General features: G+C 66.9%; 24 protein-coding genes and 1 tRNA gene. 11 read left to right on the top strand and 14 right to left on the bottom strand.

Annotated elements, in window-relative coordinates:
- Positions 1-7: 7 nt before the first annotated feature.
- Genes ACWEVR_RS18895 through ACWEVR_RS18885 form a run of 3 tightly spaced genes read right to left on the bottom strand, consistent with a single transcriptional unit; the run spans position 8 to position 2,544 of the window.
- Complete coding sequence (locus ACWEVR_RS18895; RefSeq protein WP_067486119.1) at positions 8-886, bottom strand: MaoC/PaaZ C-terminal domain-containing protein; 879 nt, start codon at positions 884-886, stop codon at positions 8-10.
- A complete protein-coding gene (locus tag ACWEVR_RS18890) occupies positions 883-1,323 on the bottom strand; it encodes a type II toxin-antitoxin system Rv0910 family toxin (RefSeq protein ID WP_067486118.1) in 441 nt (146 codons plus the stop codon). Before ACWEVR_RS18890 ends, ACWEVR_RS18895 begins: the two co-directional genes overlap by 4 nt.
- A 30-nt stretch (positions 1,324-1,353) precedes the next feature.
- On the bottom strand, positions 1,354-2,544 hold the full coding sequence (locus ACWEVR_RS18885) for a lipid-transfer protein (RefSeq protein WP_452467993.1): 1,191 nt from the start codon (positions 2,542-2,544) through the stop codon (positions 1,354-1,356).
- Positions 2,545-2,749: 205 nt separating this feature from the next.
- On the opposite strand from ACWEVR_RS18885, the gene ACWEVR_RS18880 reads away from it, so the two are divergent.
- The 4 genes from ACWEVR_RS18880 to ACWEVR_RS18865 all read left to right on the top strand — a co-directional run bounded on the left by ACWEVR_RS18880 (position 2,750) and on the right by ACWEVR_RS18865 (position 6,744).
- Positions 2,750-3,826 (top strand): serine aminopeptidase domain-containing protein, encoded by a 1,077-nt coding sequence (locus ACWEVR_RS18880; protein WP_452467992.1) that lies wholly within the window; start codon positions 2,750-2,752, stop codon positions 3,824-3,826.
- Positions 3,827-4,134: 308 nt separating this feature from the next.
- Entirely contained in the window at positions 4,135-4,923 is a 789-nt protein-coding gene (locus ACWEVR_RS18875) for an ABC transporter permease (protein WP_452467991.1), read from the top strand.
- Positions 4,916-5,749, top strand: coding sequence for an ABC transporter permease (locus ACWEVR_RS18870; RefSeq protein WP_452467990.1), 834 nt, complete (start codon positions 4,916-4,918; stop codon positions 5,747-5,749). Before ACWEVR_RS18875 ends, ACWEVR_RS18870 begins: the two co-directional genes overlap by 8 nt.
- 2 nt (positions 5,750-5,751) lie before the next feature.
- On the top strand, positions 5,752-6,744 hold the full coding sequence (locus ACWEVR_RS18865; RefSeq protein WP_067486110.1) for an ABC transporter ATP-binding protein: 993 nt from the start codon (positions 5,752-5,754) through the stop codon (positions 6,742-6,744).
- 2 nt (positions 6,745-6,746) lie between these two features.
- On the opposite strand, the gene ACWEVR_RS18860 is transcribed toward ACWEVR_RS18865, so the two are convergent.
- Positions 6,747-7,061, bottom strand: coding sequence for a hypothetical protein (locus ACWEVR_RS18860; protein ID WP_067642455.1), 315 nt, complete (start codon positions 7,059-7,061; stop codon positions 6,747-6,749).
- A gap of 334 nt (positions 7,062-7,395) precedes the next feature.
- On the opposite strand from ACWEVR_RS18860, the gene ACWEVR_RS18855 reads away from it, so the two are divergent.
- Positions 7,396-7,881: a DUF4254 domain-containing protein gene (locus ACWEVR_RS18855; RefSeq protein ID WP_452467989.1), complete on the top strand. Its 486-nt coding sequence runs from the start codon at positions 7,396-7,398 to the stop codon at positions 7,879-7,881.
- Here the strand turns inward: ACWEVR_RS18855 and ACWEVR_RS18850 are convergent, their stop codons facing one another.
- From ACWEVR_RS18850 to ACWEVR_RS18840, 3 genes are read right to left on the bottom strand one after another with little or no spacing between them, the layout of a single operon-like run.
- Entirely contained in the window at positions 7,882-8,196 is a 315-nt protein-coding gene (locus ACWEVR_RS18850; protein WP_452467988.1) for a hypothetical protein, read from the bottom strand. It lies immediately after the preceding gene.
- Positions 8,196-9,344 (bottom strand): fatty acid desaturase family protein, encoded by a 1,149-nt coding sequence (locus ACWEVR_RS18845; protein WP_452467987.1) that lies wholly within the window; start codon positions 9,342-9,344, stop codon positions 8,196-8,198. The genes ACWEVR_RS18850 and ACWEVR_RS18845 overlap by 1 nt, the downstream gene beginning before the upstream one ends.
- 40 nt (positions 9,345-9,384) lie before the next feature.
- On the bottom strand, positions 9,385-10,476 hold the full coding sequence (locus ACWEVR_RS18840; RefSeq protein ID WP_452467986.1) for a ferredoxin reductase: 1,092 nt from the start codon (positions 10,474-10,476) through the stop codon (positions 9,385-9,387).
- A 145-nt stretch (positions 10,477-10,621) separates the two neighbouring features.
- Between ACWEVR_RS18840 and ACWEVR_RS18835 the strand changes: the two genes are divergently transcribed.
- Positions 10,622-11,275, top strand: a complete 654-nt coding sequence (locus ACWEVR_RS18835) for a TetR family transcriptional regulator (RefSeq protein WP_452467985.1) — start codon at positions 10,622-10,624, stop codon at positions 11,273-11,275.
- A 179-nt stretch (positions 11,276-11,454) separates the two neighbouring features.
- On the opposite strand, the gene ACWEVR_RS18830 is transcribed toward ACWEVR_RS18835, so the two are convergent.
- Positions 11,455-12,795: an MFS transporter gene (locus ACWEVR_RS18830; protein WP_452467984.1), complete on the bottom strand. Its 1,341-nt coding sequence runs from the start codon at positions 12,793-12,795 to the stop codon at positions 11,455-11,457.
- A gap of 113 nt (positions 12,796-12,908) precedes the next feature.
- Here ACWEVR_RS18830 and ACWEVR_RS18825 point away from each other — a divergent pair, with 113 nt between their 5' ends.
- Together ACWEVR_RS18825 and ACWEVR_RS18820 are read left to right on the top strand one after the other, a co-directional pair.
- A complete protein-coding gene (locus ACWEVR_RS18825) occupies positions 12,909-13,463 on the top strand; it encodes a PadR family transcriptional regulator (RefSeq protein WP_067642467.1) in 555 nt (184 codons plus the stop codon).
- Entirely contained in the window at positions 13,460-15,490 is a 2,031-nt protein-coding gene (locus ACWEVR_RS18820) for an FAD-dependent oxidoreductase (protein WP_452467983.1), read from the top strand. The genes ACWEVR_RS18825 and ACWEVR_RS18820 overlap by 4 nt, the downstream gene beginning before the upstream one ends.
- Positions 15,491-15,868: 378 nt before the next feature.
- On the opposite strand, the gene ACWEVR_RS18815 is transcribed toward ACWEVR_RS18820, so the two are convergent.
- Both ACWEVR_RS18815 and ACWEVR_RS18810 read right to left on the bottom strand, forming a co-directional pair.
- Complete coding sequence (locus ACWEVR_RS18815) at positions 15,869-17,044, bottom strand: phosphotransferase enzyme family protein (RefSeq protein ID WP_452467982.1); 1,176 nt, start codon at positions 17,042-17,044, stop codon at positions 15,869-15,871.
- A 48-nt stretch (positions 17,045-17,092) separates the two neighbouring features.
- The gene (locus tag ACWEVR_RS18810) at positions 17,093-18,421 is read right to left on the bottom strand and encodes a purine-cytosine permease family protein (RefSeq protein WP_452467981.1); all 1,329 of its coding nucleotides are present in this window, start codon (positions 18,419-18,421) and stop codon (positions 17,093-17,095) included.
- 49 nt (positions 18,422-18,470) lie between these two features.
- Here ACWEVR_RS18810 and cmrA point away from each other — a divergent pair, with 49 nt between their 5' ends.
- Complete coding sequence (cmrA, locus tag ACWEVR_RS18805) at positions 18,471-19,274, top strand: mycolate reductase (protein ID WP_067486092.1); 804 nt, start codon at positions 18,471-18,473, stop codon at positions 19,272-19,274.
- Between the two features lie 4 nt (positions 19,275-19,278).
- Here cmrA and ACWEVR_RS18800 read toward each other — a convergent pair whose 3' ends face one another.
- Complete coding sequence (locus tag ACWEVR_RS18800) at positions 19,279-20,175, bottom strand: LysR family transcriptional regulator ArgP (RefSeq protein ID WP_452467980.1); 897 nt, start codon at positions 20,173-20,175, stop codon at positions 19,279-19,281.
- A 71-nt stretch (positions 20,176-20,246) separates the two neighbouring features.
- Between ACWEVR_RS18800 and ACWEVR_RS18795 the strand changes: the two genes are divergently transcribed.
- Complete coding sequence (locus ACWEVR_RS18795; protein ID WP_452467979.1) at positions 20,247-20,867, top strand: LysE/ArgO family amino acid transporter; 621 nt, start codon at positions 20,247-20,249, stop codon at positions 20,865-20,867.
- Between the two features lies 1 nt (position 20,868).
- Here ACWEVR_RS18795 and ACWEVR_RS18790 read toward each other — a convergent pair whose 3' ends face one another.
- From ACWEVR_RS18790 to ACWEVR_RS18780, 3 genes are all read right to left on the bottom strand, one after another.
- Entirely contained in the window at positions 20,869-21,213 is a 345-nt protein-coding gene (locus ACWEVR_RS18790) for a hypothetical protein (RefSeq protein ID WP_452467978.1), read from the bottom strand.
- An 81-nt stretch (positions 21,214-21,294) separates the two neighbouring features.
- Positions 21,295-21,924 carry a transglycosylase SLT domain-containing protein gene (locus ACWEVR_RS18785; protein ID WP_067642507.1) on the bottom strand — a complete coding sequence of 210 codons (630 nt, stop codon included), beginning with the start codon at positions 21,922-21,924 and terminating at the stop codon, positions 21,295-21,297.
- Between the two features lie 561 nt (positions 21,925-22,485).
- A tRNA-Lys gene (locus ACWEVR_RS18780) sits at positions 22,486-22,558 on the bottom strand.
- A 232-nt stretch (positions 22,559-22,790) separates the two neighbouring features.
- Between ACWEVR_RS18780 and ACWEVR_RS18775 the strand changes: the two genes are divergently transcribed.
- The gene (locus ACWEVR_RS18775) at positions 22,791-23,999 is read left to right on the top strand and encodes a L,D-transpeptidase (protein WP_452467977.1); all 1,209 of its coding nucleotides are present in this window, start codon (positions 22,791-22,793) and stop codon (positions 23,997-23,999) included.
- The last annotated feature ends 4 nt before the right edge of the window (positions 24,000-24,003 follow it).

Genomic DNA, 24,003 nt, shown 5'->3' with positions numbered 1-24,003 from the left:
TTGTCTCCTAATTGAATTCGACGCGGCCGTCGGTGATGGCGATCTGGCCCGCGGCTTCGGTTTCGAAGGCGTAGGCGCGCACGCCGGAGTCGGCGGACCCGGTCGGCCAGAAGGTGGTGGTGATCTCCTGGCCCGGCAGGACGGGCTTGGCGAAGCGCACGGCCAGTCGGCGCAGGCGGGCGGTCTCGCTGTCGGCGAGTTCGGTCAGCGCCGCCCAGGAGGTGAAGGCCATGGTGCACAGGCCGTGGTTGATGATGCCGGGCAGCCCGGCCATCTGCGCGATCTCGTCGTCGAGGTGGATCGGCATCGGATCGCCGGAGGCCGGCGAGTACCGGAAGGTCTGATCCTTGTCGATCTGCGCGGTGACCTGCGCGGCCGGCTCCCCCGCGCGGTCGGCGTCGGTGATGCGGTGCTCCGGTGCGGCCTCGCCTTCACCGGGGCCCGCGTCGACCTTGCGGAAGAACGCGGTCATCCACTGCTCGTTGACGAGTTCGCCCGCCGCGTCGCGGGTTTCGGCGTAGACGACGACGGTCGACCCGTTGGGCTTGCCGACGTACCCGATCGGCTTGGCGCGCACGACCAGTTCGTCGCCCGGCCGGATCGGGCGGTGGAACAGGAAGTCCTGCTCCCCGTGCACCAGCTTCATCAGCAATTCCACCGGGGCCACGGACAGCGCGGCCGGCGCCATCGAGGTGAACACCGGCACCACCGCGAACACCGGCGGTGCGACTTCACCGTTGCGGTGGGCCGCGATCGGGTCATTGGTGGCGGCAGCGTATTCGGCGATCCGCTCGGCGGTGACCGAGAAACGCTCCTCGTCGGTCCATTCCCCCAGGCCGGAGCCGTCGAAGACGACTCCGGCCGTGGTCGCGTCGGCGCTGCTCACGCCGCGGACCCGACGAGCTCGGTGAACTTGGCCATCGACTCCTTCAGATCCGCCTCGGCGTTCTTGGCGACGGCCTTGCCGATCGGGCCGACGATCATGGTGCCCTTGAAGGAGGCGTCGAAGGCGGCCGAGGAACCGGTGGCGGTCGGCTCGACCTTCAGCACGAATTCCACGGAGACACCCGCCATGCCGGTGCCGGTGATCTTCAGGTACTTCTGCGGGTCGACCTCGGCCACGGTCCACTCGATCTTGTTGGCCATGTTCATCACCGAGACGACCTCGATGAACCGCGATCCGACGGTCAGCTCGGCGGGCAGGTCCGAACGCCAGCCCTGGTGGATGGTCAGCCACTCCTCCCACGTCGCGAGATCACTCAGCTTCGCCCAGGCGGCTTCGGGGGTGATGGGCAGTTCGGTGGAGACGGACACAGATGCCATGGGGATACTCCTCGGTGAGATGGGTGGAAATCAGCGGTTGGCCGGGCGGTAGGCGGTCACCACGACCGCGCCACCGAGTCCGATGTTGTGTTGCAGGGCGATACGCGCGCCGTCGACCTGACGGGCGTCGGCGGTGCCGCGCAGCTGCCAGGTGAGCTCGCTGCACTGGGCGAGACCGGTCGCACCGAGCGGGTGTCCCTTCGAGATGAGGCCACCGGAGGGGTTGACGACCCACTCGCCGCCGTAGGTGGTGGCGTTGTCGTCGACGAGGCGTCCACCCTCACCGGCCGCGCAGAGGCCGAGCGCCTCGTAGGTGAGCAGTTCGTTGGTGGAGAAGCAGTCGTGCAGCTCGATCACGTCGACGTCCTCGGGCCCGATCCCGGCCTGGGCGTAGACCGCTTCCGCGGCGGTGCGCGACATGTCGGCGCCGACCAGATTGATCGCGCTCTTGGTGGAGAAGGTGGTCTCGAGGTCGGTGACCATCGACTGCCCGACCATCTCGATCGCCTGGTCGGCGAGGTTGTGCTGGTCGACGAACGACTCGCTCGCCAGGATCACCGCGCCCGAACCGTCGGAGGTCGGTGAGCACTGCAGCTTGGTGAGCGGGCCGTAGATCTGCTTGGCGGCCAGCACCTCTTCCAGGCTGTATTCCTTCTGGAACTGCGCGTACGGGTTGTTCACCGAGTGGCGGTGGTTCTTCACGCCGATCTTGGCGAACTGCTCGGCGGTGGTGCCGTAGCGCTCCATGTGCTCTTTGCCCGCGGCGCCGAACATGTACGGCGCGGGCGGCATGGCGAACTCCTGCAGTTCGGCCAGCGCCAGCAGGTGCCGCATCATCGGCTGTTCGCGGTCGTCGTAGGTGGAGCCGAGCGAACCCTTCTGCATCTTCTCGAAGCCCAGCGCCAGGGTGCAGTCGGCCAGGCCGCCGCGGATCGCCTGGGCCGCGAGGTAGAGCGCGGTCGAGCCGGTGGAACAGTTGTTGTTGACGTTGACCACCGGGATGCCGGTCATGCCGAGCTCGTAGACAGCGCGCTGTCCGGCGGTCGACTCGCCGTAGACGTACCCGACATAGGCCTGCTGGACCTGGTTGTAGTCGATTCCGGCATCGGTGAGCGCCTTGGTGCCCGCCTCACGGGCCATGTCCGGGTAATCCCACTCCAGCGCGCCCGGCTTCTCGAACTTCGTCATGCCGACGCCGACGACGAACACCTTCTGTGTCATGTACGCACTCCTGTGTGTCGCGTATCCCAAGTACGTGGGACTACGTGTACCAGGAAGGTATATTGGACATCGTGTCCCAGTCAATACCTTGACGAGCGGAAAATCGCCGGTCACGCAGATGTTCGAACATGGGGAAGTTGCGACCCATCGTGTAAGTGAGACACGATGTCCAGGTCAGCGCACGCACAGTGATGGAGGAAAGACGATGGTCGGATGGGGCACCGCGGTGCGCAACATCGGCGCCTTGTTCCGGGAGGGGATAGAGCCCTACACCCCGACACCGTCGGTCGACGTGTACAGCCACCCCCATCGGCGGCTGCGGTGCTATCGCCGCACCACACCGGCCGTCGGCAATCCGATCCTGCTCGTCCCGCCGCTGGCGGTCACGATCTCGTGCTACGACCTGCGGCCCGACCAGAGCCTGGTCGAGTTCCTCCTCGGCCTCGGCCGTGCGGTGTACGTCATCGATTACGGCGAGATCACCTACGCCGACCGTGATCTCGGCTTCGAGGAGTGGGTCGACGACATCGTGCCCGACGCGATCCGCCGGGTCAGCGCCGAGCACGCCTACGCCCCGGTCGAGGTGATCGGCTGGTCGTTCGGCGGCACCATCAGCCTGTTGACCACCGCGGCCGACCCCGAACTCCCCGTCGCGTCGGTGACGGCGGTCGGCACCCCGTTCGACCAGCGACGCAACGGGCCGATGTCGCTGGCCAGGTCGCTCGGCCGCCTCGCACCGACCAAGATCGTCACCACGCCGGTGCGCCTACTCGGCGGCATCCCGAAACAGGCCGTGCGGATCGGTTTCCGCGCCCAATCGCTCGACCGGGAGCTGACCAAACCGCTCTACATCGCGCGCCACGCCAACGACCCCGAATCGCTGGCCAGAATGCAGGCCGTCGACCGATTCATGGACACGATGCCGGGCTACCCGGCGCGCTTCTACGCGCAGGTGTACCGCCAGCTGATCATCCGCAACGAAATGTGGACCGGCACAGTGCATCTCAACGCCCAACACGCCGTCGACCTGGCCGCTATCACCGTCCCGGTACTGCTGATCGGCGGAAACCGCGACACCCTCGCCTCCGCCGCGTCGGTAGCCGCCGGAATCGACGTCCTCACCGGAGCCCCCGTCACCTTCGTCGAAGTCGACGGCAGCCACCTCGGCATCATCGCCGGCCCCGATGCCCGCACCACCAGCTGGGCCGCGATCGCCGACTTTCTCGCCGACACCACTGTCGACACCGACGAACTCCTGACAGAGAGTGCCACCGCGCACTGACGGTCCGGCACGAGTGCCCGAGATGAGCCGGACCGATGCCGTGTCAAGAGTGGGCGACAGGTAATCTTGCCCCTCATGTGGATCATTCTCGCCATCTCTGTGGTCAGCTCGGTCGCCATCGCGATCCTGTTCGCGACGGGGTTCCCCAAGGACTGACAACGATCGGCGAACAACGCCGTTTTCGTCCTGATCCAGGGTCGGCCGCCTAGAGTTGACTGATTGTGCGGGGCAATGCGGAGGGGGACGCGGGGATTGTTCTCGCGGTGCGCCGACGCAGGTGCCGACGGCGCGCACCAGGTACCGCCGGGGTGTATTGGACCCTGGTGCGGGCGGGTTTCAAGAGACAGGCGCAGTACAAGCTGGCGATGTTCGCCGGGCTGTTCACCAACTGCGTCTTCGGGTTCGTCCGTGCCGCGGTGATGGTCGCGGCCGTGCGATCGGCCGGGGATTTCGGCGGGTACGACGAGTCGACCATCGCCGCGTACGTGTGGTTGTCGCAGGCCCTGCTCGGGGCGACGCAGTTCATGGGCCCGCCGATCGATCTGGTCGAGCGGATCAAGACCGGTGACGTCGCCATCGATTTCCTGCGCCCGGTCGACGTACAACTCGGCTACCTCGCCGCCGACATGGGCCGCGCGGCGTGCACCTTCATCCCGCGCGGCGTGCCGAGCATCGTGATCGGCGCGACGCTGTTCGGGCTGTCGATGCCGGACTCGCTACCGGCCTATCTGCTCGGCCTGCTGAGCGTGGTGCTCGCGGTCGCGTTGTCGTTCCTGTGCCTTTTCGCGGTCGCGCTGTGCGGTTTCTGGGTGGTGGAGATCCGCGGCATCCGCATGCTGTACCAGATCGTCGGCACGTTCCTTGCGGGCCTTTTCGTCCCGGTCCACATGTTTCCCGAGTGGTTGCGCGTGGTGGCACACGCTACCCCGTTTCCCTCCATCCTTCAGTCCCCGATCGATACGCTGTCAGGGCGGGTCGTCGGAATGGAAGCCTTGTCAGTCGTTGCGGGACAAGCCTTCTGGGTACTGGCGATCGGACTGCTCGGCAGGGTGTTGTTGCGAGCGGGACAACGCAGGTTGGAGGTACAGGGTGGCTGAACCGGAGACCGCACGCATTGTGTCCGGGACCTGGTTCACCCCCTACCTCGCAGTATTGCGTTCGCGTGTCAAAGCACAGCGGGTCTACCGGGTTTCCTTCGCCATCGAGGTGTTCAGCGCGTTCCTGATCGGCCTGGTGGAGTTCGCCGAGGTGTGGGTGATCTTCCACAACGTCGACACCCTCGGCGGGCTCGACGTCGACGCGGCACTGTTGCTGTTCGGCCTGTCCAACACCGCTTTCGCACTCGCCCAGGTGGTGGTCGGCCACCTCGACTCGCTCCCCGCGATGATCCGCATGGGCACCCTCGACGCGTATCACCTTCGCCCACAACCACTGCTGCTCCAGTTGATCACCAGCGACATCTCGCTGCGCCGGATCGCCAGAGCCGCCGTCGCGGTGATCGTGCTCGGCATCGGGCTGTGGCGCAACGAAATCGACTGGGGCATCGTCCCGGTTACCTTGATCGTGATCACCCTGCTGAGTGGAATCGCGCTGTTCTGTGGCCTTTTCGTATGTGCGGCGGGGCTACAGTTCTTCTTGATAGACGGTGCCGAGCTCACCAACAGCTTCACCTACGGCGGCTCGTTCGCCGCGATGCAGCCGGCCTCGGTGTTCCCGACACCGCTGAAACTGTTGTTCGGGTTCGCGATTCCGGTCGCGTTCACGGCGTACGTGCCGACCATCGCGCTGCTCGGACTGCAGGGTCCGCCGCTGCTGCCCGCGTGGTCGGCATGGCTGACCCCGCTGGCCGCCGCCTGGGTGTGGTTGCTCGCGGCGGCGGCGTGGCGGGTCGGGACGAGGCACTATCAGGGAGGAGGCGGATAACGATGGACGACAACGCCACATCGGATCCGATCATCGACATCGACGACCTCACCCGGCAATTCAGCGTGTACCGCAAGAACGGCAGCCGCTGGCGCAGACATCGCGACATCATCACCGCCGTGGACCGGATGAGTTTCCGGGTCGAACGCGGCTCGGCCGTGGGCTATATCGGCGCCAACGGCGCGGGCAAGTCGACCACGATCAAGATGCTCACCGGCATCCTCGTCCCCACCAAGGGCACGGTCCGCACGTGCGGTCTCGAACCCGTGCGCCAGCGGCGGGAACTGGCCTCGCGCATCGGTGTGGTGTTCGGGCAGCGGTCGCAGCTGTGGTGGGATCTGCCGCTGCACGAGTCGTTTTCGATCCTCGCCGCGATCCACCGGCTCGATCCGGAGGTCGCGGGCAAACGGACGCACGAGCTCGTCGAGCAGCTGGAGATGGCCGACACCCTCGACACGCCGGTGCGTCAGCTCTCGCTCGGTCAGCGGATGCGCGCCGAGGTGGCCGCCGCCCTGCTGCATTCGCCGGAGCTGGTGATTCTCGACGAGCCGACGATCGGTCTCGACGTGTTGTCCAAGCAGCGATTACGCGAGTTCCTGCGCGCCGAGCGCATGGAACGCGGAACCACGTTGCTCCTCACCACCCACGACATGGGCGATATCGAACGACTCTGCGAGCGGGTGCTCGTAGTGGATCACGGCACCCTCGTCTACGACGGTTCGCTCACCGGCCTCGGCGCCACCGTCGGCGCGCGCCGGGTGCTCGTCGTCGACCTGGCCGAGCCGACACCGGATCTCGACGATCTGCCGTGCGGCGCGCAACTGCTGTCGAGCGCGGCGGGCGGCATGCGTCAGCGCCTGGCCTTCGACGCCGAACACACCACCGCCGCGGCGTTGCTCGCGGCGGTCTCGGATCGGGCGAAGGTGCGCGATCTGTCCATCGAGGAACCGGGCATCGAGGACGTGGTGCGCCGAATCTACGAGTCCGCGCGCTGAATTCAAGCGTTCGGGTTACCGGAGTACATACTCACCTCGCCGCCCTCGCCGATGAAGGCGTTGACCAGCATGATCCGCTGCGCACGCAGCTCGTCGGCATCGGGGGCGCTGGTGGTGATGGCGATCTGCGGGATGGCGGCCCAGTTCACCACATAGCGCTGCGGTGGCCCTTCGTCGTCGGACAGCCGGGCGAGCCGGAACACCGACACCGCACGGCGTTCCATCAGGTCGCGGACCACATCGGCGATTCGCTGCGGGTCTTCCAGCGCGAAGAGAAAGCCGAAGGTCAGCTCGGGCGAGGACACGTAAGCCGGCACATCTACCGAGGCTAGTGCATACGCGGGTCTTGTCGTCGGTGAGATTGCCGTGAATGTGCCGCAGCGGTTTTCCCGGTCACCGCCCGGTGACTCGCCCGTCATCGGCACATAACAATTTCTGCCGACCCGGAGTTTTGTACACCATACTATTGCGCGTCGATCCCGGATCGCGCTTTCCTGAAAGGGTCCCGATATTTCCCGGGCCGTCATCCTCACCGCAGCGTCGCGGAATACGTCGGCGCCTGGGCGGGGCTACGCCGGTGCCGGGGCGCGTCCCGGCGATTCCCCGGCCCCGGCGTATCCACCCTCGCGAGCTTTTTCAGGGGCGTGCACCATGCCGATCGACTCCGGCCACCTGACACAACCACCGTCACCGTCGGCCTTGTTACGGGCATTCGTCCGGCCGATCGATCGGAACCGGCCCCATCACCGGGTACTCGACGCGGCCGCCGCCCTCGCCGAATGCCACGCACGCAGGCGCGCGGTGATCGAGGAGGCCCGCGACCCGGCCGCCTCGAGCGCGCGGATCCTGCGCCTGATCGACGGGATAGACCGCGAACGCACCACCCAGATGGCGCTCATCGACAACTGGGTGGCCACCAACCTTGCCCATCGCGCGGGGGCCTCGCTGCACACCGAGACCCTCGGCGCGGTGATCGATCGGATGGCACGAAAATGGATCGCCGCCCAGCATGCGCTGGACGGCGATCCGGAGGGTCGAACCCATTTGCACTGGTCCCGGCTGGCCGAACTGGCCGACGGCTACCGCGATCTCATCACCGATGTGATCGAGCACCGGCGCCGGTTGCCGGTGTGGTGATCAGCGCTGTTCGGGAACCGGCTTCGGCGGGACCACCTCGGTCTCGTCGACGATCTCGGCCTCGGTGACGGGCTGCTCGGGCGCCCGCACCTCGTCGTCGGTGGCGTCGTAGGCCGGTTCGGCCGCCGCCGCGTCACGGCGAGCCGCGGCGGCCGCTTCCTTCATCTCGATCGCGTCGGTGATGAACTCACCGATCTCCCGAGCCACTCCCGCGACGGTTCCGGTGATCAGCGCGGCGATATTGCCTACCCGCTGCGCGCCGGAGGTCGTCAATTCCTGGACGAGATCCTTGTTGGTTTCGAATTTGCCGACCATTACACGCCCACTTCGGTTGCCTTCCGATTACGCATAACGATAACACCGGGCTTGGGCGCCCTCTTGGTGATGTTGTCGGGCAGCGCGAGCTGGAAGATCTTGACCCACACCGAACCGATCTGCTTGGAGAAACGGCCGGTGTTGTAGGGCAGACCGTACTTCTCGCACAGCGCCTTCACCTCGGGCGCCATTTCCGGGTACCGGTTGGCCGGGATATCCGGAAACAGGTGGTGCTCGATCTGGTGCGAGAGGTTGCCCGACATGATGTGGAACAGTCGCGAGCCGTTGATGTTGGCCGAGCCGAGCATCTGGCGCACGTACCACTCACCACGGGTCTCCTCGGCGGTCTCCTCCTTGGTGAACGTCTGCACGCCCGACGGGAAGTGACCGCAGAAGATGATGGAGAAGGTCCACAGGTTGCGCACCAGGTTCGCGGCCGCGTTGCCCGCCAGGGTGTGCAGGAACAGCGGGCCGGTCAGCGCCGGGAACACCACGTAGTCCTTGAGGACCTGTCGGCCCGCCTTCTTGAACTGCCCCTTGAGCAGCGGCTTGAGGTCGGACCACTTGCGCTTGCCCTTGATGATGTTGTCGGCCTCGAGGTCGTGCACCATCACGCCCCACTCGAACAGCACCATCAGCAGGAAGGCGTAGACGGGGTTGCCCAGGTAGTAGGGGTTCCACTTCTGGCCCTCGTCGATACGCAGGATGCCGTAACCGATGTCGCGGTCCATGTCGTGGATGTTGGTGTAGGTGTGGTGCATGTAGTTGTGCGAGTGCTTCCACTGATCGGCCGGGCACACGGTGTCCCAGTCGAATTCGCGGGAGTTCACGCCGCGCTCACGCATCCAGTCGTACTGGCCGTGCATCACGTTGTGGCCGATTTCCATGTTGTCGAGAATCTTCGACGCGCCGAGTGCGGCGACACCGGCCAGCCAGAACGGCGGGAGGAAGCCGAGGTACATCAGACCGCGGCCGGCCACCTCGAGACCACGCTGGGTCTTGATGATCTTGTAGATGTATTCGCGGTCGCGTTCGCCGAGGTCGGCGACCACGCGGGCCCGCAGGTCGTCGAGCGCCTTGCCGAGCTCTTCGACCTGGTCGGGGGTCAGGATGACCGGACCGTCTGCGGTTTCGGTGAGGATCGTCATAGCAGTATCTCCCCTGGGTTGTTTCGCGGTGATCGGTTGACTAGAGGGCGATGTCGACGTCGCCGACGGGTGCGTTCACACAGATCTGGATCTGCTTGTCGGGGTCGGCGTCGAGTTCGCCGGTGCGCAGGTTGCGGGTGCAGCCGGACACCTTGGTCGCGGTGCAGGAGAAGCAGATCCCCATGCGGCAGCCGTATTCCGGGGTGAGCCCGGCCGATTCGGCCTGTTCGAGCAGCGAGGAACCGTTGTTCTCGGCCGCGACGTCGCTGCCGGAGAAGGTGACGGTGCCGGTGGCCTCGGACGGGTCGACCGGAACGGTGGTGAGGGTGAACTCCTCGCTGTGCACCCGATCCGCGAGACCCTCGGCCTCGAAGATGTTCTTCACGGCGTTCATCAGCGGCGGCGGGCCACACACGAAGGTCTGCGCGTCGGCGAACCAGGGCGCCACGCGCTCGAGCTCGTCGTAGTCGAAAAAGCCGCTGCCGGTGGAGGTCTCACCGTTGACGACCGTGCCCGGCTCCACCGGGAAGCGGTACTCCACCCGGAAGTTGGGCCGCCGGTTGGCGATCGCGGCAAGTTCCGCGCGGTGCGGAATCATCTCCGGCTGACGCGCGTAGTGCAGGAAGGTGACCTCACCGGTGTAGGCCTCGGCGTCGAGGGTGCGCAGCATCGACAGCACCGGAGTGATGCCGCTGCCGCCGCTGATGAGCAGCACCTTCGCGGGCCGCTGCTCGGGCAGCGCGAACACGCCGCTCGCCGGCTCGAGGTTGACGACCATGCCCGGTTCGGCGTGATCGTGCAGGTAATTCGAGACCAGCCCGCCGGGGTGCGCCTTGACGGTGATCTGCAGGAAACGGTCGCTGCCGCCCTCCGGGTCGATGGGCGAGTAGCAGCGGACGTGGCGCACGCCGTCGATCAGCACCCCGATCTGGATGTACTGCCCAGCCTTGTGTCCACGCCAGCGGCGCGAAGTGCGCAGGGTCAGGGTCACCGAGCCGGGCACCGCGCGGGATACATGGGTGACCTCGGCACGCAGTTCCCGCGCGGTCAGCGCCGGGCTGACGAGTTCGAGGTACCGGTCCAGCGGATGCGGCGTCGTCAACGTCTGCACCAGGTCGATCAGTCCCACCATGTGTATTGCCCCTCTGCGGATATTCCGTGGACGTGCTGGCGAAAATTTCAGTGCACGCCTGTACACTCACCAGTGTGCCGGATGAACCCGGCCCACTGTCAACCGGCAACGATGTGAGCCGGACTACATTTCCAAGGAAGCGACTATGGTGAACGGATGTATGCTCACCGATGTGACTGAGCAGGCAGGAACCCGGAATGAGCGCAAAGCGCACACTCGGGCGGCTCTCCTCGACGGCACGCTGGCCCTGGCCGCGGAGCGCGGGTTCGCCGCATTGAGCCTGCGCGAGGTCGCACGCTCGGCCGGGATCGTGCCGACGGCGTTCTACCGCCACTTCGCGTCGCTGGACGATCTGGGCGCCACCCTCGTCGACGAGGGTGTCACCGCGCTCCGGCTGGCATTGCGCGAGGTCAGGCGCAAGCCCGACGCCCACCTCGCCGACACCGTGCGGTTCGTCTTCGACCAGGTCGCCGCCAAGCGCGCGCTGTTCGGATTCCTCCTGCGCGAACGGCACGGCGGTTCGGCACCGCTGCGTCAGGCCATCGCGATGGAGATGCAGCTGATCGTGCGCGAGATCGTCGCGGACCTGTCGCGGTTGCGGGCGCTCGACTCGTGGAGCACAACGGAACTCGAGATCGCCGCGGATCTGCTGGTCAGCACCGTCACCGACGGCATCGGATCATTCGTGTCGGCGACGCCGCGCGAGGAGGCGGCGATCGTGGAACGCACTGTGATGCAGATGCGCTTGATCGCTCTGGGTATCGCCGCATGGCAGCCCTCCCGCCTCCCCGAGGCCTGACCGCCTCCCCGAGAATTCAGGCCGGGTTCAGGTGCGGGCCGACTTGCGTCGGCGGCCAGACGCGGGTTCGTGATCGCGTTTGTTCGTACCCGGTGAGTTACCCATGTTCTTGCGGATTCGCGGCGGATCCGGTTGGGAGTACAGGTGTTCACAAATCGGTGCTGGTGAAATCGGTGACGCTACACAGGTTTGGCGTCCTGGACGGGCCTCGGTGCACGGACCGGGAGCAGGACCAGTAGACCGACGATGAGCACGACGAGTAGGCCGATGATTCCGGCACGGTCGTTGTGGAAGGCCCAGGCGAATAGACCGAACAGGGCGGGCGCCAGGAACGAGACGGCGCGGCCGGTGGTGGTGTAGAGGCCGAACAGCTGGCCCTCACGGCCGGGTGGGGCGAGTCTGGCGAGGAACGATCGGGCCGAGGCCTGAGCGGGGCCGACGAAGACGGTCAGGGCCAGGCCGAAGATCCAGAACATCAGCGAACCGGTCACCACCAGCAACACCGCGCCGCAGACGATCATCCCGATCAGCGAGCCGACGATCACGCGCTTGGGTCCGAGCCGGTCGTCGAAGCGGCCCGCCGCGATCGCCGCCGCCCCGGCAACCACGTTCGCGGCCACACCGAACAGCAGCACGTCGGCGTCGGCGAAGCCGTACACGCCGACCGCCAGCACGGCACCGAAGGTGAACACCCCGGCCAGCCCGTCGCGGAAGATCGCACTGGCCAACAGGAACCACACGGTGTGCCGGTCGGTGCGCCACAGGTCGCGCACATCCCGCCACAGCACCCGGTAGGAGCCGAGAAATCCGACGCGGTCGGCTCCGGGATCGGCACCGGTGCGTGGCAGTTCGGGCACGGTGAACAGCACCGGCAGCGCGAACACCGTGAACCAGACGGCGGCGAGCACGATCACCAGCCGCACATTGAGGCCCTGATCGGTCGGCATGTCGAGCAGGCCGCGGCGGTCGCCGTCACCGGCGAGGAAGCCCACATAGCAGGCCAGCAGCAACACGATGCCACCGAAATAGCCCATCGCCCAACCGAATCCGGACACCCGGCCGACCGTCGCAGGCGTCGACACCTGGCGCATCATCGCGTTGTAGGGCACCGTCGCCAATTCGAAGGTGGCCGAGGCGAAACCGAGCAGGGCGAGACCGAGCCACAGATCGCGGTATTCGGCGTGGACGAAGAACATCAGCGCCATCGCACCGACGGTGAGCGCGGTCAGCGTGGCCAGCGCGCGCTTGCGGGAGCCGACCGCGTCGAAGTACTGCCCGCACACCGGTGCCGTCAGCGCGACCACCAGACCCGCACCCGCCAGCGCCCAACCGAGCCACGCGCTCGCGGAGATCGTTCCCGGCAGGTCCTTGCCGACCTTGTCGGTGAGATACACCGAGAACACGAAGGTGAGCGTCACGGCCTGGAACGCCGAGGACCCCCAATCCCACAGCCCCCACGCCACCACCTGTCCGCGTCCGGCCGCCTCACCGATGGTCGCGGACGCGCTCACCTCGGTCATGCACCGAGCGTAACGGCGTGTTCGGCGCCCGGCAGGGCATCGACGATCCGCCACGCCGTCAATCCATATGAACCTGGTTGCATAGAACCGTTGGTTGCGCATATCCTCGTCGCATGGCACTCGAGCACGCGCTCCTGGTCTCGCTGAGCGAGCGAGCAGGCTCCGGGTATGAACTCGCTCGCCGATTCGACAAGTCGATCGGCTACTTCTGGAGCGCCACCCACCAGCAGATCTACCGCGTGCTCAAGCGGATGGAGGAAGCCGGCTGGGTCACCGTGGAATCGGTCGCCCAGCAGGGCAAACCCGACAAGAAGGTGTACTCGGTCGCCCCCGCCGGAGCCGAGGAATTGGCCCGCTGGATCGCCGAGCCCGCCGAATCGGTGCCCACCCGCGACGAACTCGGCGTCAAGGTGCGTGGCGCCGCGCACGGCGATATCGACGCCGTCTGCGCCGAGGTGGCCCGCCATCGCGCCGAGCACGCGCAACGCCTCGAGGAGTACCAGCTCAGCGAGAAGAAATTCTTTCCGGCGCCGGACCAGCTCTCCGGCACCGCTCTGCACCAGTACCTGGTGCTGCGCGCGGGTATCCGCGCGGAGACCGGTTACGTCGAATGGTGCGACGAAGTACTGCAGGCCCTGCGACCGCGAAAAGGTGACCATCGCCCATGACTGCCTATCCCCATCTGTTCGAGCCCCTCGACCTCGGCCACACCACCCTGCGTAACCGGGTGGTCATGGGTTCCATGCACACCGGCCTCGAAGACCGCGCCTGGGATACCAACAAGCTCGCCGCCTACTTCGCCGAGCGCGCACGCGGCGGTGTCGGTCTCATCATCACCGGCGGGTACGCACCCAACCGCACCGGCTGGCTGCTCCCGTTCGGCGGCAAGCTCACCACCAAGACGGAGGCCTACCGGCACCGGCGCATCACCAAGGCGGTGCACGACGAGGGCGGCAAGATCGCCATCCAGATCCTGCACGCGGGCCGCTATTCCTATATGCCGACCAGTGTTTCGGCCTCGGCGGTGAAATCGGCGATCAACCCGTTCAAGCCGCGTGCCCTCTCGGCCAAGGGCATCGAACGCACCATCGACGACTACGCGCGCTGCGCCGGGCTGGCCAAGTTCGCCGGGTACGACGGTTGCGAGATCATGGGCGGTGAAGGGTATTTCATCAACCAGTTCCTCGCGCCGCGGGTGAACAAGCGCACCGACAAGTGGGGCGGTACCCCGGAGAACCGGCGGCGGCTGCCCGTGGAGATCGCCCGCCGCATCCGCGCCGAGGTGGGCCCCGATTTCATCATCGTGTTCCGGTTGTCGATGGCCGAACTCGTGGAGAAGGGCCAGACCTTCGACGAGATCGTCGCGCTCGCACAGGAATTGGAGGCCGTCGGCGTCGACATCCTCAACACCGACATCGGCTGGCACGAGGCTCGGGTGCCGACCATCGTCACCTCGGTGCCGCGTGCGGCGTTCGTGGAGTTCACCGCCAAGATCGCCCGCAAGGTGAACATCCCGGTGTGCGCGTCGAACCGGATCAACATGCCCGAGATCGCCGAGGAGATCCTCACCCGAGGCGACGCGGACCTGATCTCGCTCGCACGCCCCCTGCTCGCCGACCCCGAATGGGCGAACAAGGCACGCGGCGACCGCACCGACGAGATCAACACCTGCATCGCCTGCAACCAGGCCTGCCTCGACCACGCCTTCGGCAACAAGAAGGTGTCGTGCCTGGTGAACCCGCGCGCGGGCAGCGAGACCACCCTCAACCTGCTGCCCACCCGACGCACCAAACGCATCGCGGTGGTCGGCGCGGGCCCCGCAGGCCTGTCGGCCGCGGTGAACCTCGCCGAACGCGGCCACCACGTCGACCTGTTCGAGGCCGACGACAAGATCGGCGGCCAGTTCGACATCGCCCGCCGCATCCCCGGCAAGGAGGAGTTCGACGAGTCGATCCGCTACTTCCGCCGCAAGATCGAACTCACCGGTGTCCAGCTGCACCTCGAAAAGCGTGTCAGTGCAACCGAACTGATCGACGGCGGCTTCGACTCGGTGGTGCTGGCCACCGGCGTGCGCCCCCGCATCCCCAACATCCCCGGCATCGACCATCCGATGGTGCTGTCGTACGCGGAGCTGGTGAAGCAGGAGAAGCCGGTCGGCAAGAAGGTCGCGGTGATCGGTGCGGGCGGTATCGGTTACGACGTGAGCGAATATCTCACCGTCGAAGGGCATCCCACGCTCAAGCTCGACGAGTGGAAGGAAGAGTGGGGCGTCGACTCCGACAACGAGCAGGTCCCCGGCCAGCTCAAGAAGCCCAACCCCTCCCCTGCCGCTCGCGATGTCGTTCTGCTGCAACGCAAGTCGACTCCGTTCGGCAAGGATCTCGGCAAGACGTCCGGGTGGGTCCACCGTGCTGCGCTCAAGGCCAAGGGTGTCGAGCAGATCGGCGGGGTGAATTACGAGCGCATCGACGATTCGGGTCTGCACATCAGCTTCGGGGAGAAGCGTGAGAACCCCCGAGTCATCGAGGTGGACAACGTGATCGTGTGTGCCGGGCAGGAATCGGTGCGTGAGCTCGAGGAACCGTTGCGGGCGGCCGGGGTCGAGTTGCATCTCATCGGTGGGGCGGAATTGGCTGCTGAGCTCGATGCTAAGCGGGCCATCGACCAGGGGACGCGACTGGCCGCCCGCCTCTAGACCCGGTCGTCCGACGCGACGGACGGCCGTTGCGACGCCCCCATCCACCGAACTCGCATCCGGTGGGTGGGGGTGTTGTCTTTGGTGGGAGGTTGTCTGTGGTGGGGAGGTTGGCTGGGAGTTGGGGGTGTGGCCGGCTCTTTTTGGATTGCGCCCAAGTGGTGCTGGCTGTGTTTTTGGAGCGCTGGCGCGCTCGAGCGCGGCCCCTGGGGGGCCGCTGCGCCGCTTCGCGGCGGACCCTCCTCGAGGTCGGGTCGTGCGGGGGCTGGGAGTGCGGTCATGGCGGACTTAAGTGGTGCCGGGTGGCTGGGGGTGCGGTAGGTGGCCGCTCCGAGTAGCACCGCACAGTTGAAGATGTGCAGGTCGGCGGTAAGTCCCTCAGCGGGTGGACAGGTCGTGGAGCAGTGTTCTGAGGTCGTGGCCTTCGGGGGTTTCGTACCAGCGCAGGTGACCCAGAAGCCAGTCGTGGTAGGCGATTTCGGCGTTGCGGGGTTCTTGGGGAATCGTGAGGAAGTAGTCGATCTCGGAGAGTTCGTAGCCGATGTGTGCCAGTGGGAGCAGATCCGGTAACAGTTGGCTTTCCGCGTGGTTCAGCGGACGGATGGACTGGTAGCCCTCGAACAGGGCCGTGATCTGGTCCGTGCGAACGTTGGCGGGGCCGCCGTCCCGGAGGGAGATCCAGTCCACGGCGGTACGCTCCACGGCGGTGACGAGGTCGAAGACTGCGGTGGTGCGGTCGGACAGACCGAAGTCGATCACCGAGGTCACTTCATGGTCGCGCCAGAGGAGATTGGTCGGGTGCCAATCGCCATGCGTCCATGAGGGTTCGACGGTGGTGAGGTCGGCGCGGAGGTCGGGGGCTTCTGTGCGCCAATCGCGGTCGGCGAGGAAAGCCGCGAGAGCGGGCCGACGCGCGATATGCCATTCGAAGGCGCCGATGACGTCGCTGTGCATGCTGGCGAGCAGCGGGCGGGCGGGACGTGCGGGCGCGTCGAAACCCTCGGCGGCCGAATGCAATCGGGCCAGCATCGTGCCTGCTCCGGCAGCGTCCTCGATATCGCGGAACGGTGTCCAGGAAAAGTCCGCGCGATACCGATCGTCCCCTTCCCCCGACTGATGCACCTCATAGACGAACGCACGACGATGATCGGCGTGGCTGCCACCTGAGCTATCGGGCTCTGTGGACTCGACGCCGCACCGGTGCTGTCCGAGTTCGTCGCAGGACGCAGCCGCTCGCAACTCGGACCCGGTGACGGTGCGCACCTCCGGCACCGGAATCCCGCGTGCGCGCAGGTGTGCCATGAACCGGTGCTCCTCCGCCAGGGCACCCGGGTCACGCAGCGCACGCGGCAACCGTTTGACGACGAATCGCGCACTGCCGGCACGCACCCCGACCGTCGCGGAAAGCGGTCTCGCACTGCGCCATTCGATCCTGCCCCCACTCGAGCCCCACGTAGCCGCGACGGCCGAGGCGGCTTCGGCTTCGGTGAGCGCGGGCCATGTCGGTGCGGCCAGCGGCTCGTCGCCCATTCCGAAAACGCGCTCCTCATCCATCGCTCGGACTCCGTCCGGCCGCCCGGCCCACCCCGCCGCGCCGCCGAATCACCGTCGCCGGCCGACGACCACGACGACACCGGTCGCGGAACCGGCCGCGAGGAACGAGAAGAGCGATGCCGACGTCCACCAGGTCGGGTGCACGCCGAGCGCGTCCTGGATCCCGGTCCACCGGTCGGCCCACCACGACACCGAGCCGGGGTTGCACAGCTGGTACACCACGAAGCCGATCGCCCAGGGCAGCAGCATGATCGGGCGGGCGGGCGAGTTGTCGGACAGGTCCCAGCCGGTTCGGCCGCGCCCGAAGAAGTAGTCGACCACGAGCACGGCGGTGAGGGGAACGAACACCGAGCCGATGAGCAGCAGGAAGTTCGCGTAAGAACTGAAGTCGCGCACATTCAGGGCGAAGACGGTGGCGAGCACGCCGACGACGGCGGCCAGGATGCGGCGATCCACGCGCGGCAGCAGGTTCTGCAACGACATGGCCGTGGAGTACACGTTGGCGAAGGACTGGTCGGTCTCGCGCAGCACGAGCACCGCGAAGAACACCCAGCCCGCGGTGATCCCGAGGAACGAGTCGAACAGCTGGTTCGGGTCGCCGCCCACGTGCAGCAGGGCGACGATACCCAGTAGGTAGCACCAGATCTGGGCCACCGAGTACCCGATCACGGTGGCACCGCCCGCCACCTTCACCGACCGCGAATGCCGGGTGTAGTCGGCGGCCAACGGCACGAACGACACGGCGACGGCGAGCGCGGTATCCACGGCGGGAAAAAACCCGGACCAGGAGGTCTGTCCCAGATCCGGCAGCGGCTGGCGCAACATCTGCACGGTGAAATACAGCATCGCGATACCGACCGCCACGGTGACGTAGCGCCGCAGGATCCCCACCACATGCATCGGCCAGATCGCCATCACCGTGCTCAGTACACCGGCCGCGATCACCGCCACCGCGTGCGGCACCCGATCGCTGGTGAGTGCCGCGATACCCGCCGCGATCACCGTGAGCTCGTACACTCCCCAGCCGATGCACTGCACCACATTGGCCACCGTCGGCAGCCCGGACAGTTTGGTGCCGAACAGCCCACGGAAATTGGCCATCGCGGGCGCACCGGTTCCGGCGCCGACCGCACCGGCGGCGGCCACCATCGACGTGCCGACGATCGTGCCGACCACGGTCGCCAGCACCGCCCCGAGCAGCGGCAACCGGTCGTACCCCGGCGGCTGCAGCACATAGATGGCCCCGGTGAACCCGATCAGGCTCACCCCGAGATTGGTCCAGAAGGCGGCCTGATCGGCGAACCCGAACGTGCGCGGCGGCTCGGTGGACAGCAGCAGCGGCGCCTCCTGGGCGCGAGGCGAGGAGTCAGTTGTCATAACAACTGCCATGCTATGGCCGGATGGGCGATCCCCTAAGCTTCGCCGTGTGAGCCTGCCCTCCCCCACTGCTGACAATCGTGCCGTCGTCACCGGCGCGTCCTCCGGTATCGGCACCGCACTGGCCGCCGAACTGGCCGGGCGCGGCTATTCGCTGATCCTGGTCGCCCGGCGCGGAGAGATCCTGACCGAACTGGCGCAGCGGCTGACGCTGGCGCACGGCATCACCGCCGAGGTCCGCGCCGTCGACCTCGCCGACCGCACCCAGCGCGCGAGCCTGGTCGACGAGCTGTCGGTGCGCGATATCGCCATCCTGTGCAACAACGCGGGCATCGCCACCTTCGGCCCTGTGGCCGAACTCGACTTCGCCTACGAACGCGCGCAGATGGAACTCAACGCCACCGCCGTACACGACCTGACCCTGGCCGTGCTGCCGGGCATGATCGAGCGCAAGGCGGGCGGCATCCTGATCAGCGGCTCGGCGGCGGGCAATATGCCCATCCCGAACAACGCCACCTACGCGGCGTCGAAGGCGTTCGCCAACACGTTCTCCGAGTCGCTGCGCGGTGAACTCAAGGGCAGCGGGGTCAATGTCACCCTGCTGGCGCCTGGTCCCGTGCGCACGGAAACGCCTGCGCCGGAAGAGGAGTCGATCGTCGACAAGATGGTCCCCGACTTCCTGTGGGTGTCGAGCGAATACACCGCGAAGGTGTCGATCGACGCCCTGGCCCGCAACAAGATGCGCATCGTCCCCGGCCTGATCAGCAAGGGCATGAGCGTCGCGGGCAACTACGGTCCGCGCGCGATGACGGCCCCGATCGCGGGCGCGTTCTACAAGAAGCTCGGCGGCTGACAACTCACTCGACGGGCAGCAGGGCTTTCGCGGCGGCCGTGATGATGGCGTCGGCGACCGCGTTCAGGGCGGGCGAATCCAGCTTCCACTGCTGCCAGTAGAGCGGCACGTCGATCCGCGCCCGGCCGTTGATGTTCACCAGAGTGCCTGCGGCCCGGTCGGTTTCGGTCTGCAGGTCGGGCAGCATGCCCCAGCCCATGCCGAGCCGGACCGCCTCACGGAACGCGGTGGAGGACGGCACGAAATGTGTCGGCGGATCGGCGGGCTGCTGATCGGCGCCGCGCAGGTGGCGAGCTTGCAGGTCGTCGTTGCGGTCGAACTGGATCATCGGCACGTGGGTGTAGGAGCCGGGTCGCGCGCCGTCGGGGAACCAGTACCGCGCGAAGTCCGGTGTGGCGAGCGCCTGATAGCGCATGGCGCCGAGCGGTCGCACCCGGCAGCCCTGTACCGGGGTGGCGGTGGAGGTGATCGCCGCCATCACCGTGCCGTCACGCAGCAGCCGGGTGGTGTGTTCCTCGTCCTCGCGGTGCAGTTCCAGACAGGCGATGCCGGCGATCCGCGACACGGCGGGCAGCACCCACGTCTCGAGCGAGTCGGCGTTCACCGCGATCGGAATACGGGCGGGTCGCCCGGCCGGCCGATCCGGCTCGCCGAGTTCGCGCGCGGTATCGGCGGCGAGCACGTGCACCTGCCTGGCCAGTCGCAGCACGGCGAGTCCCGATTCGGTGGGGCGCACCGGTTTCGACCGCTGCACGAGGATGCGGCCCGCCGCGTCCTCCAGTGCCTTTATCCGCTGGCTGACGGCCGACGGCGTGAGGTTCAATCGGCGGGCCGCCGCGTCGAAGGTGCCTTCGGTGAGCACGGCGTCGAGCGCGCGTAGCTGGTCGAGCTGCAGATCCACATCAGCGATCCTAATGGTTCTGCAGAATTATTAGCTGGACTGAAGGTAGCGAGGTTCCTAGCGTCAGGGATATGACGACATCGTCGGCCGCAGTGGCCGCACTCTCCGGGTTGGGTTTCGGGCTCTCGCTCATCGTCGCGATCGGCGCGCAGAACGCGTTCGTCCTGCGACAGGGCGTGCGCGGCCGACACATCCTCCCGGTGGTCGCGGTGTGCGCGCTCTCGGATGTGGTGCTGATCGCGGCGGGGGTGGCCGGGTTCGGCACCGTCGTCGAGTCGTATCCGGCGGTCGTGACCATCGCGCGGTGGGCCGGGGCGGCGTTCCTGATCTGCTACGCCCTGTTCGCCGCCCGGCGGGCGTTCGGGTCGTCGGCCCTGCAGGCCGACCTCACGGGCACCTCGGCGGCACTGGGCGCCTCGGTGCTCACCTGTCTCGCGCTCACCTGGCTCAACCCGCACGTCTACCTGGACACGCTCGTCCTGTTCGGCTCGTTCGCCAGCACCTGGGCGCCTTCGGAGCGGTGGTTCCTCGCGGCCGGGGCCATGCTGGCCAGCGTGCTGTGGTTCTTCGGCCTCGGCTACGGCGCGAGCCGACTCGGCCCGCTGTTCGCGAAACCTCTCGCCTGGCGCATTCTCGACTCGCTGATCGCGGTGGTGATGCTCGCACTCGCGATCGGTCTCGTCCTCGGCTGACTCAGGACTGCGACGACCACGGCGTCACCGGTGGCTTGACCCACAGCAGCTTCTCGTCGGCATGGGCGCGGCGTGCGGCCTCGTGGTCGGGGTTGCGGGCGGCCCAGGCGTCCTTCTGATCGAGCAGGCCGGCGACCACCCGCCACGTCTCGTCGGTGCTCGGCGGATTGGTCTCGGCGGCACGGGCGAGCTTGCGCAGCGTCGGCGCGGGCAGGGCGAGCAATTCGGCGCTGCTGATGTCGCGAGCCCACAGGTAGGCCGCCAAGCGGCGGGCCTTGGCGACGCGGCTGACTGTCGCCGCGTCGGAATGCGCGTGATCGGGTGCCTGATCGGCGCTGTCTGGCACGAGGGCATTCTAACGGCGAACGCCCGCGCCCCGGTCTTCCCCAAACCGGTGCGCGGGCGTTGCTGTGTTCTCCAGTGCGTATCAGTACGCGCTGTTGACGTTGTCCATCGAGCCGTAGCGGTCGGCGGCGTAGTTGCAGGCCGCGACGATGTTGGCCACGGGGTGCCACACGTCGAAGGGGGTGCCCTCCACGTGGTAGGCGGCGAAGGTCGGGTCGATCACCTGGAGCAGGCCCTTGGACGGGATGCCCGCGGCGGCGTTGGAGTCCCACAGGTTGATGGCCTGGGGGTTACCGGTCGACTCGCGCATGATGTTGCGCATGATGCCCTCGTAGCTGCCGGGGATGCCCTTGGCGGCCATGATGTCGAGGGCCTCACGGATCCAGCCGTCGAGGTTGTTCGGGTACACCGGCGCCGCGGGGGCGGGCGCGGGCATGGGGGCGGGCGCCGGCTCGGGAGCCGGAGCCGGGGCGGGCAGCACCTCGGGGGCGGGGGCAGGCACGGCCTCCACAGCGGGGGCGGGGGCGGCACCGACGGCCGGGATGGCCTCGGCCTGCTCGACGACCATGGCGGCACGCTGCGGGACGCTGTCGTCGGCGAAGGACACCGCCGAGGACGCGGCAACGGCCACCAGGCCGACCGCGGCGACTGCCACGGTGAACGCCTCGCGGCGGTGGCCGATCATGGAGTTGAGCTTGTCTTTGACGATCATGTTCTTCTCTGTTCCTTCATCTCTGTCTGGCGACCGCAGGCCTCGGTGGAGACGCGGTGGACCGCGCAGCGCGCGCAGCGGCGCACGCCGGTCAGGCGATGTGTTGTTTCTGTCGGTATGGGAATGTGCGACGCTGTGGTGACGGAGACGCTCGATGGCTGTCCCGCTCGTCGCACGGTGCTCCACAGCTGGCTGCGGGGAGACCACGCGCTGTTCGGTATCCGGGTTCCCGGTGGCTAACCAAACCGCAGGTCTGTTTGTGACCTGATGACAGAATGGTCACGGTAGGTTAACGCGAGATGAACGAAACCTGAACGACAGGTGCTGGCGATCTTGGTCGCTTCTACCCGTGGTTGCAGAATCGTTATGTATGCAGGGGGTTTAGAACCGCGGCGACCGTGGTATGGGTCACAGAAAAAGTTTGCCCGAATCAGGTTTCCTGGCTGTTCGCGAGGGCAAAACGGGCGCGCGAGGCCCCGAAGATAACGATCGATGACGAGGCTGGCAGACCGCAAAAAGACCGCATCCCGGCAGCGGTAACTGCCGGGATGCGGTCTGCTGTGCGCCATCAGGGACTCGAACCCCGAACCCGCTGATTAAGAGTCAGCTGCTCTGCCAATTGAGCTAATGGCGCTTGCCTTTGCTCCGCTCTGCGGTGCGGAAGAAACATTAACAGGCCCGAGGGCGAAAAGTGAAATCGGGCTCTGACCAGCACCGATGCCGGACGGTTCGCAGTGTTAACAGATCGGGGCCCGGCACGTATCTAACGATTGCCCACTCGGGTCGTGTCGCCGCGCTTTCGACGTTGGTGGCGACCGGGCGGGCTGGCAGAATGGCGGGGCGTCGGTATGGAAACGGGGTTGGACATGGGTAAGAAGCGGGGGAAACCTCGGTCATTGCGGATGATCGTTCCGGTGGCACTGTTGGCGGTTTTCGCCCTCGGTGCCTCCGCATGCTCGTCGGCCGAGGGTGCCGGGGTCGAGGTGGCGATCGACCGTAACCCGATCACCGAACTCATCAAGCCGAAACTGGTCTCCGAGATCAAGGACGGCCAGGTCGGCGTCTCGCCGGGGATGCCGCTGAAGTTCCAGGTGCAGGACGGCAAGTTCACCGAGGTGAAGCTGACCAACCAGCAGGGCACGACGGTGTCGGGTCAGCTCGCACCCGACGGGCGTTCGTGGGCCACCACCGAGGTGCTCGGTTACGGCAAGACCTACAAGCTCTCGGCCGCCGCGATCGGCCTCGGCGGAGCGAACTCCTCCACCCTGAGCTTCACCACGAGCGCACCGAACAACCAGACCAAGCCGTACCTGATGCCCGGCGAGGGCGAGGTGGTCGGTATCGGCCAGCCGGTGGCGATCCAGTTCGACGAGAACATCCCGGACCGTCGCGCCGCACAGGACGCCATCAAGATCACCACCGAACCGCCCGTCGAAGGCGCGTTCTACTGGGTGAACAACCGCGAAGTCCGTTGGCGCCCAGAGCATTACTGGAAGCCGGGCACCCGGGTGAACGTGGAGGTGAACGTCTACGGCAAGGACCTCGGCAAGGGCCTGTACGGCCAGGACAACATCACCTCGCACTTCACCATCGGTGACGCGGTGATCTTCACCGCCGACGACAACACCAAGCAGGTGACCGTCGAGCGCAACGGCGAGGTGATCATGACCATGCCGACCTCGATGGGCAAGGATTCCACGCCCACCGACAACGGCATCTACATCGTCGCCGACAAGCACGAGAAGATCATCATGGACTCGTCGACCTACGGTGTCGCGGTGAACTCCGCCGACGGCTACCGCACGCCGGTGGACTACGCCACGCGGATCTCCTACAGCGGCATCTTCTTCCACTCGGCGCCGTGGTCGGTGGGTCAGCAGGGTTACTCGAACGCCAGCCACGGCTGCCTGAATCTGAGCCCCGCCAATGCGCGCTGGGTGTACGAGAACGCCAAGCGTGGTGACATCACGATCATCAAGAACACGGTCGGCGGGACGCTGTCGGGCGTCGACGGGCTCGGTGACTGGAACATTCCGTGGGCGGAGTGGAAGGCGGGCAACGCCGACGTCTCCTGACCCC

Source organism: Nocardia sp. NPDC003979 (genome assembly GCF_053605015.1).
The sequence above is the reverse complement of the archived record's forward strand: the minus strand, read 5'-3'. Positions and strand labels throughout refer to the sequence as shown.

Excerpts from the sequence above, each read along its gene's own strand:
- ACWEVR_RS18840 (WP_452467986.1), bottom strand. The coding sequence starts at position 10,476 with ATGGTGGGACTGATCGACCTGGTGCAGACGTTGACGACGCCGCATCCG.
- ACWEVR_RS18815 (WP_452467982.1), bottom strand. The coding sequence starts at position 17,044 with ATGGATGAGGAGCGCGTTTTCGGAATGGGCGACGAGCCGCTGGCCGCA.
- ACWEVR_RS18880 (WP_452467992.1), top strand. The coding sequence starts at position 2,750 with ATGGTCGGATGGGGCACCGCGGTGCGCAACATCGGCGCCTTGTTCCGG.
- ACWEVR_RS18810 (WP_452467981.1), bottom strand. The coding sequence starts at position 18,421 with ATGACAACTGACTCCTCGCCTCGCGCCCAGGAGGCGCCGCTGCTGCTG.
- ACWEVR_RS18845 (WP_452467987.1), bottom strand. The coding sequence starts at position 9,344 with ATGACGATCCTCACCGAAACCGCAGACGGTCCGGTCATCCTGACCCCC.
- ACWEVR_RS18850 (WP_452467988.1), bottom strand. The coding sequence starts at position 8,196 with ATGGTCGGCAAATTCGAAACCAACAAGGATCTCGTCCAGGAATTGACG.
- ACWEVR_RS18785 (WP_067642507.1), bottom strand. The coding sequence starts at position 21,924 with ATGATCGTCAAAGACAAGCTCAACTCCATGATCGGCCACCGCCGCGAG.
- ACWEVR_RS18830 (WP_452467984.1), bottom strand. The coding sequence starts at position 12,795 with ATGACCGAGGTGAGCGCGTCCGCGACCATCGGTGAGGCGGCCGGACGC.
- ACWEVR_RS18835 (WP_452467985.1), top strand. The coding sequence starts at position 10,622 with ATGGTGAACGGATGTATGCTCACCGATGTGACTGAGCAGGCAGGAACC.
- ACWEVR_RS18775 (WP_452467977.1), top strand. The coding sequence starts at position 22,791 with ATGGGTAAGAAGCGGGGGAAACCTCGGTCATTGCGGATGATCGTTCCG.
- ACWEVR_RS18795 (WP_452467979.1), top strand. The coding sequence starts at position 20,247 with ATGACGACATCGTCGGCCGCAGTGGCCGCACTCTCCGGGTTGGGTTTC.
- ACWEVR_RS18890 (WP_067486118.1), bottom strand. The coding sequence starts at position 1,323 with ATGGCATCTGTGTCCGTCTCCACCGAACTGCCCATCACCCCCGAAGCC.
- ACWEVR_RS18855 (WP_452467989.1), top strand. The coding sequence starts at position 7,396 with ATGCCGATCGACTCCGGCCACCTGACACAACCACCGTCACCGTCGGCC.
- ACWEVR_RS18885 (WP_452467993.1), bottom strand. The coding sequence starts at position 2,544 with ATGACACAGAAGGTGTTCGTCGTCGGCGTCGGCATGACGAAGTTCGAG.
- ACWEVR_RS18820 (WP_452467983.1), top strand. The coding sequence starts at position 13,460 with ATGACTGCCTATCCCCATCTGTTCGAGCCCCTCGACCTCGGCCACACC.
- ACWEVR_RS18865 (WP_067486110.1), top strand. The coding sequence starts at position 5,752 with ATGGACGACAACGCCACATCGGATCCGATCATCGACATCGACGACCTC.
- ACWEVR_RS18825 (WP_067642467.1), top strand. The coding sequence starts at position 12,909 with ATGGCACTCGAGCACGCGCTCCTGGTCTCGCTGAGCGAGCGAGCAGGC.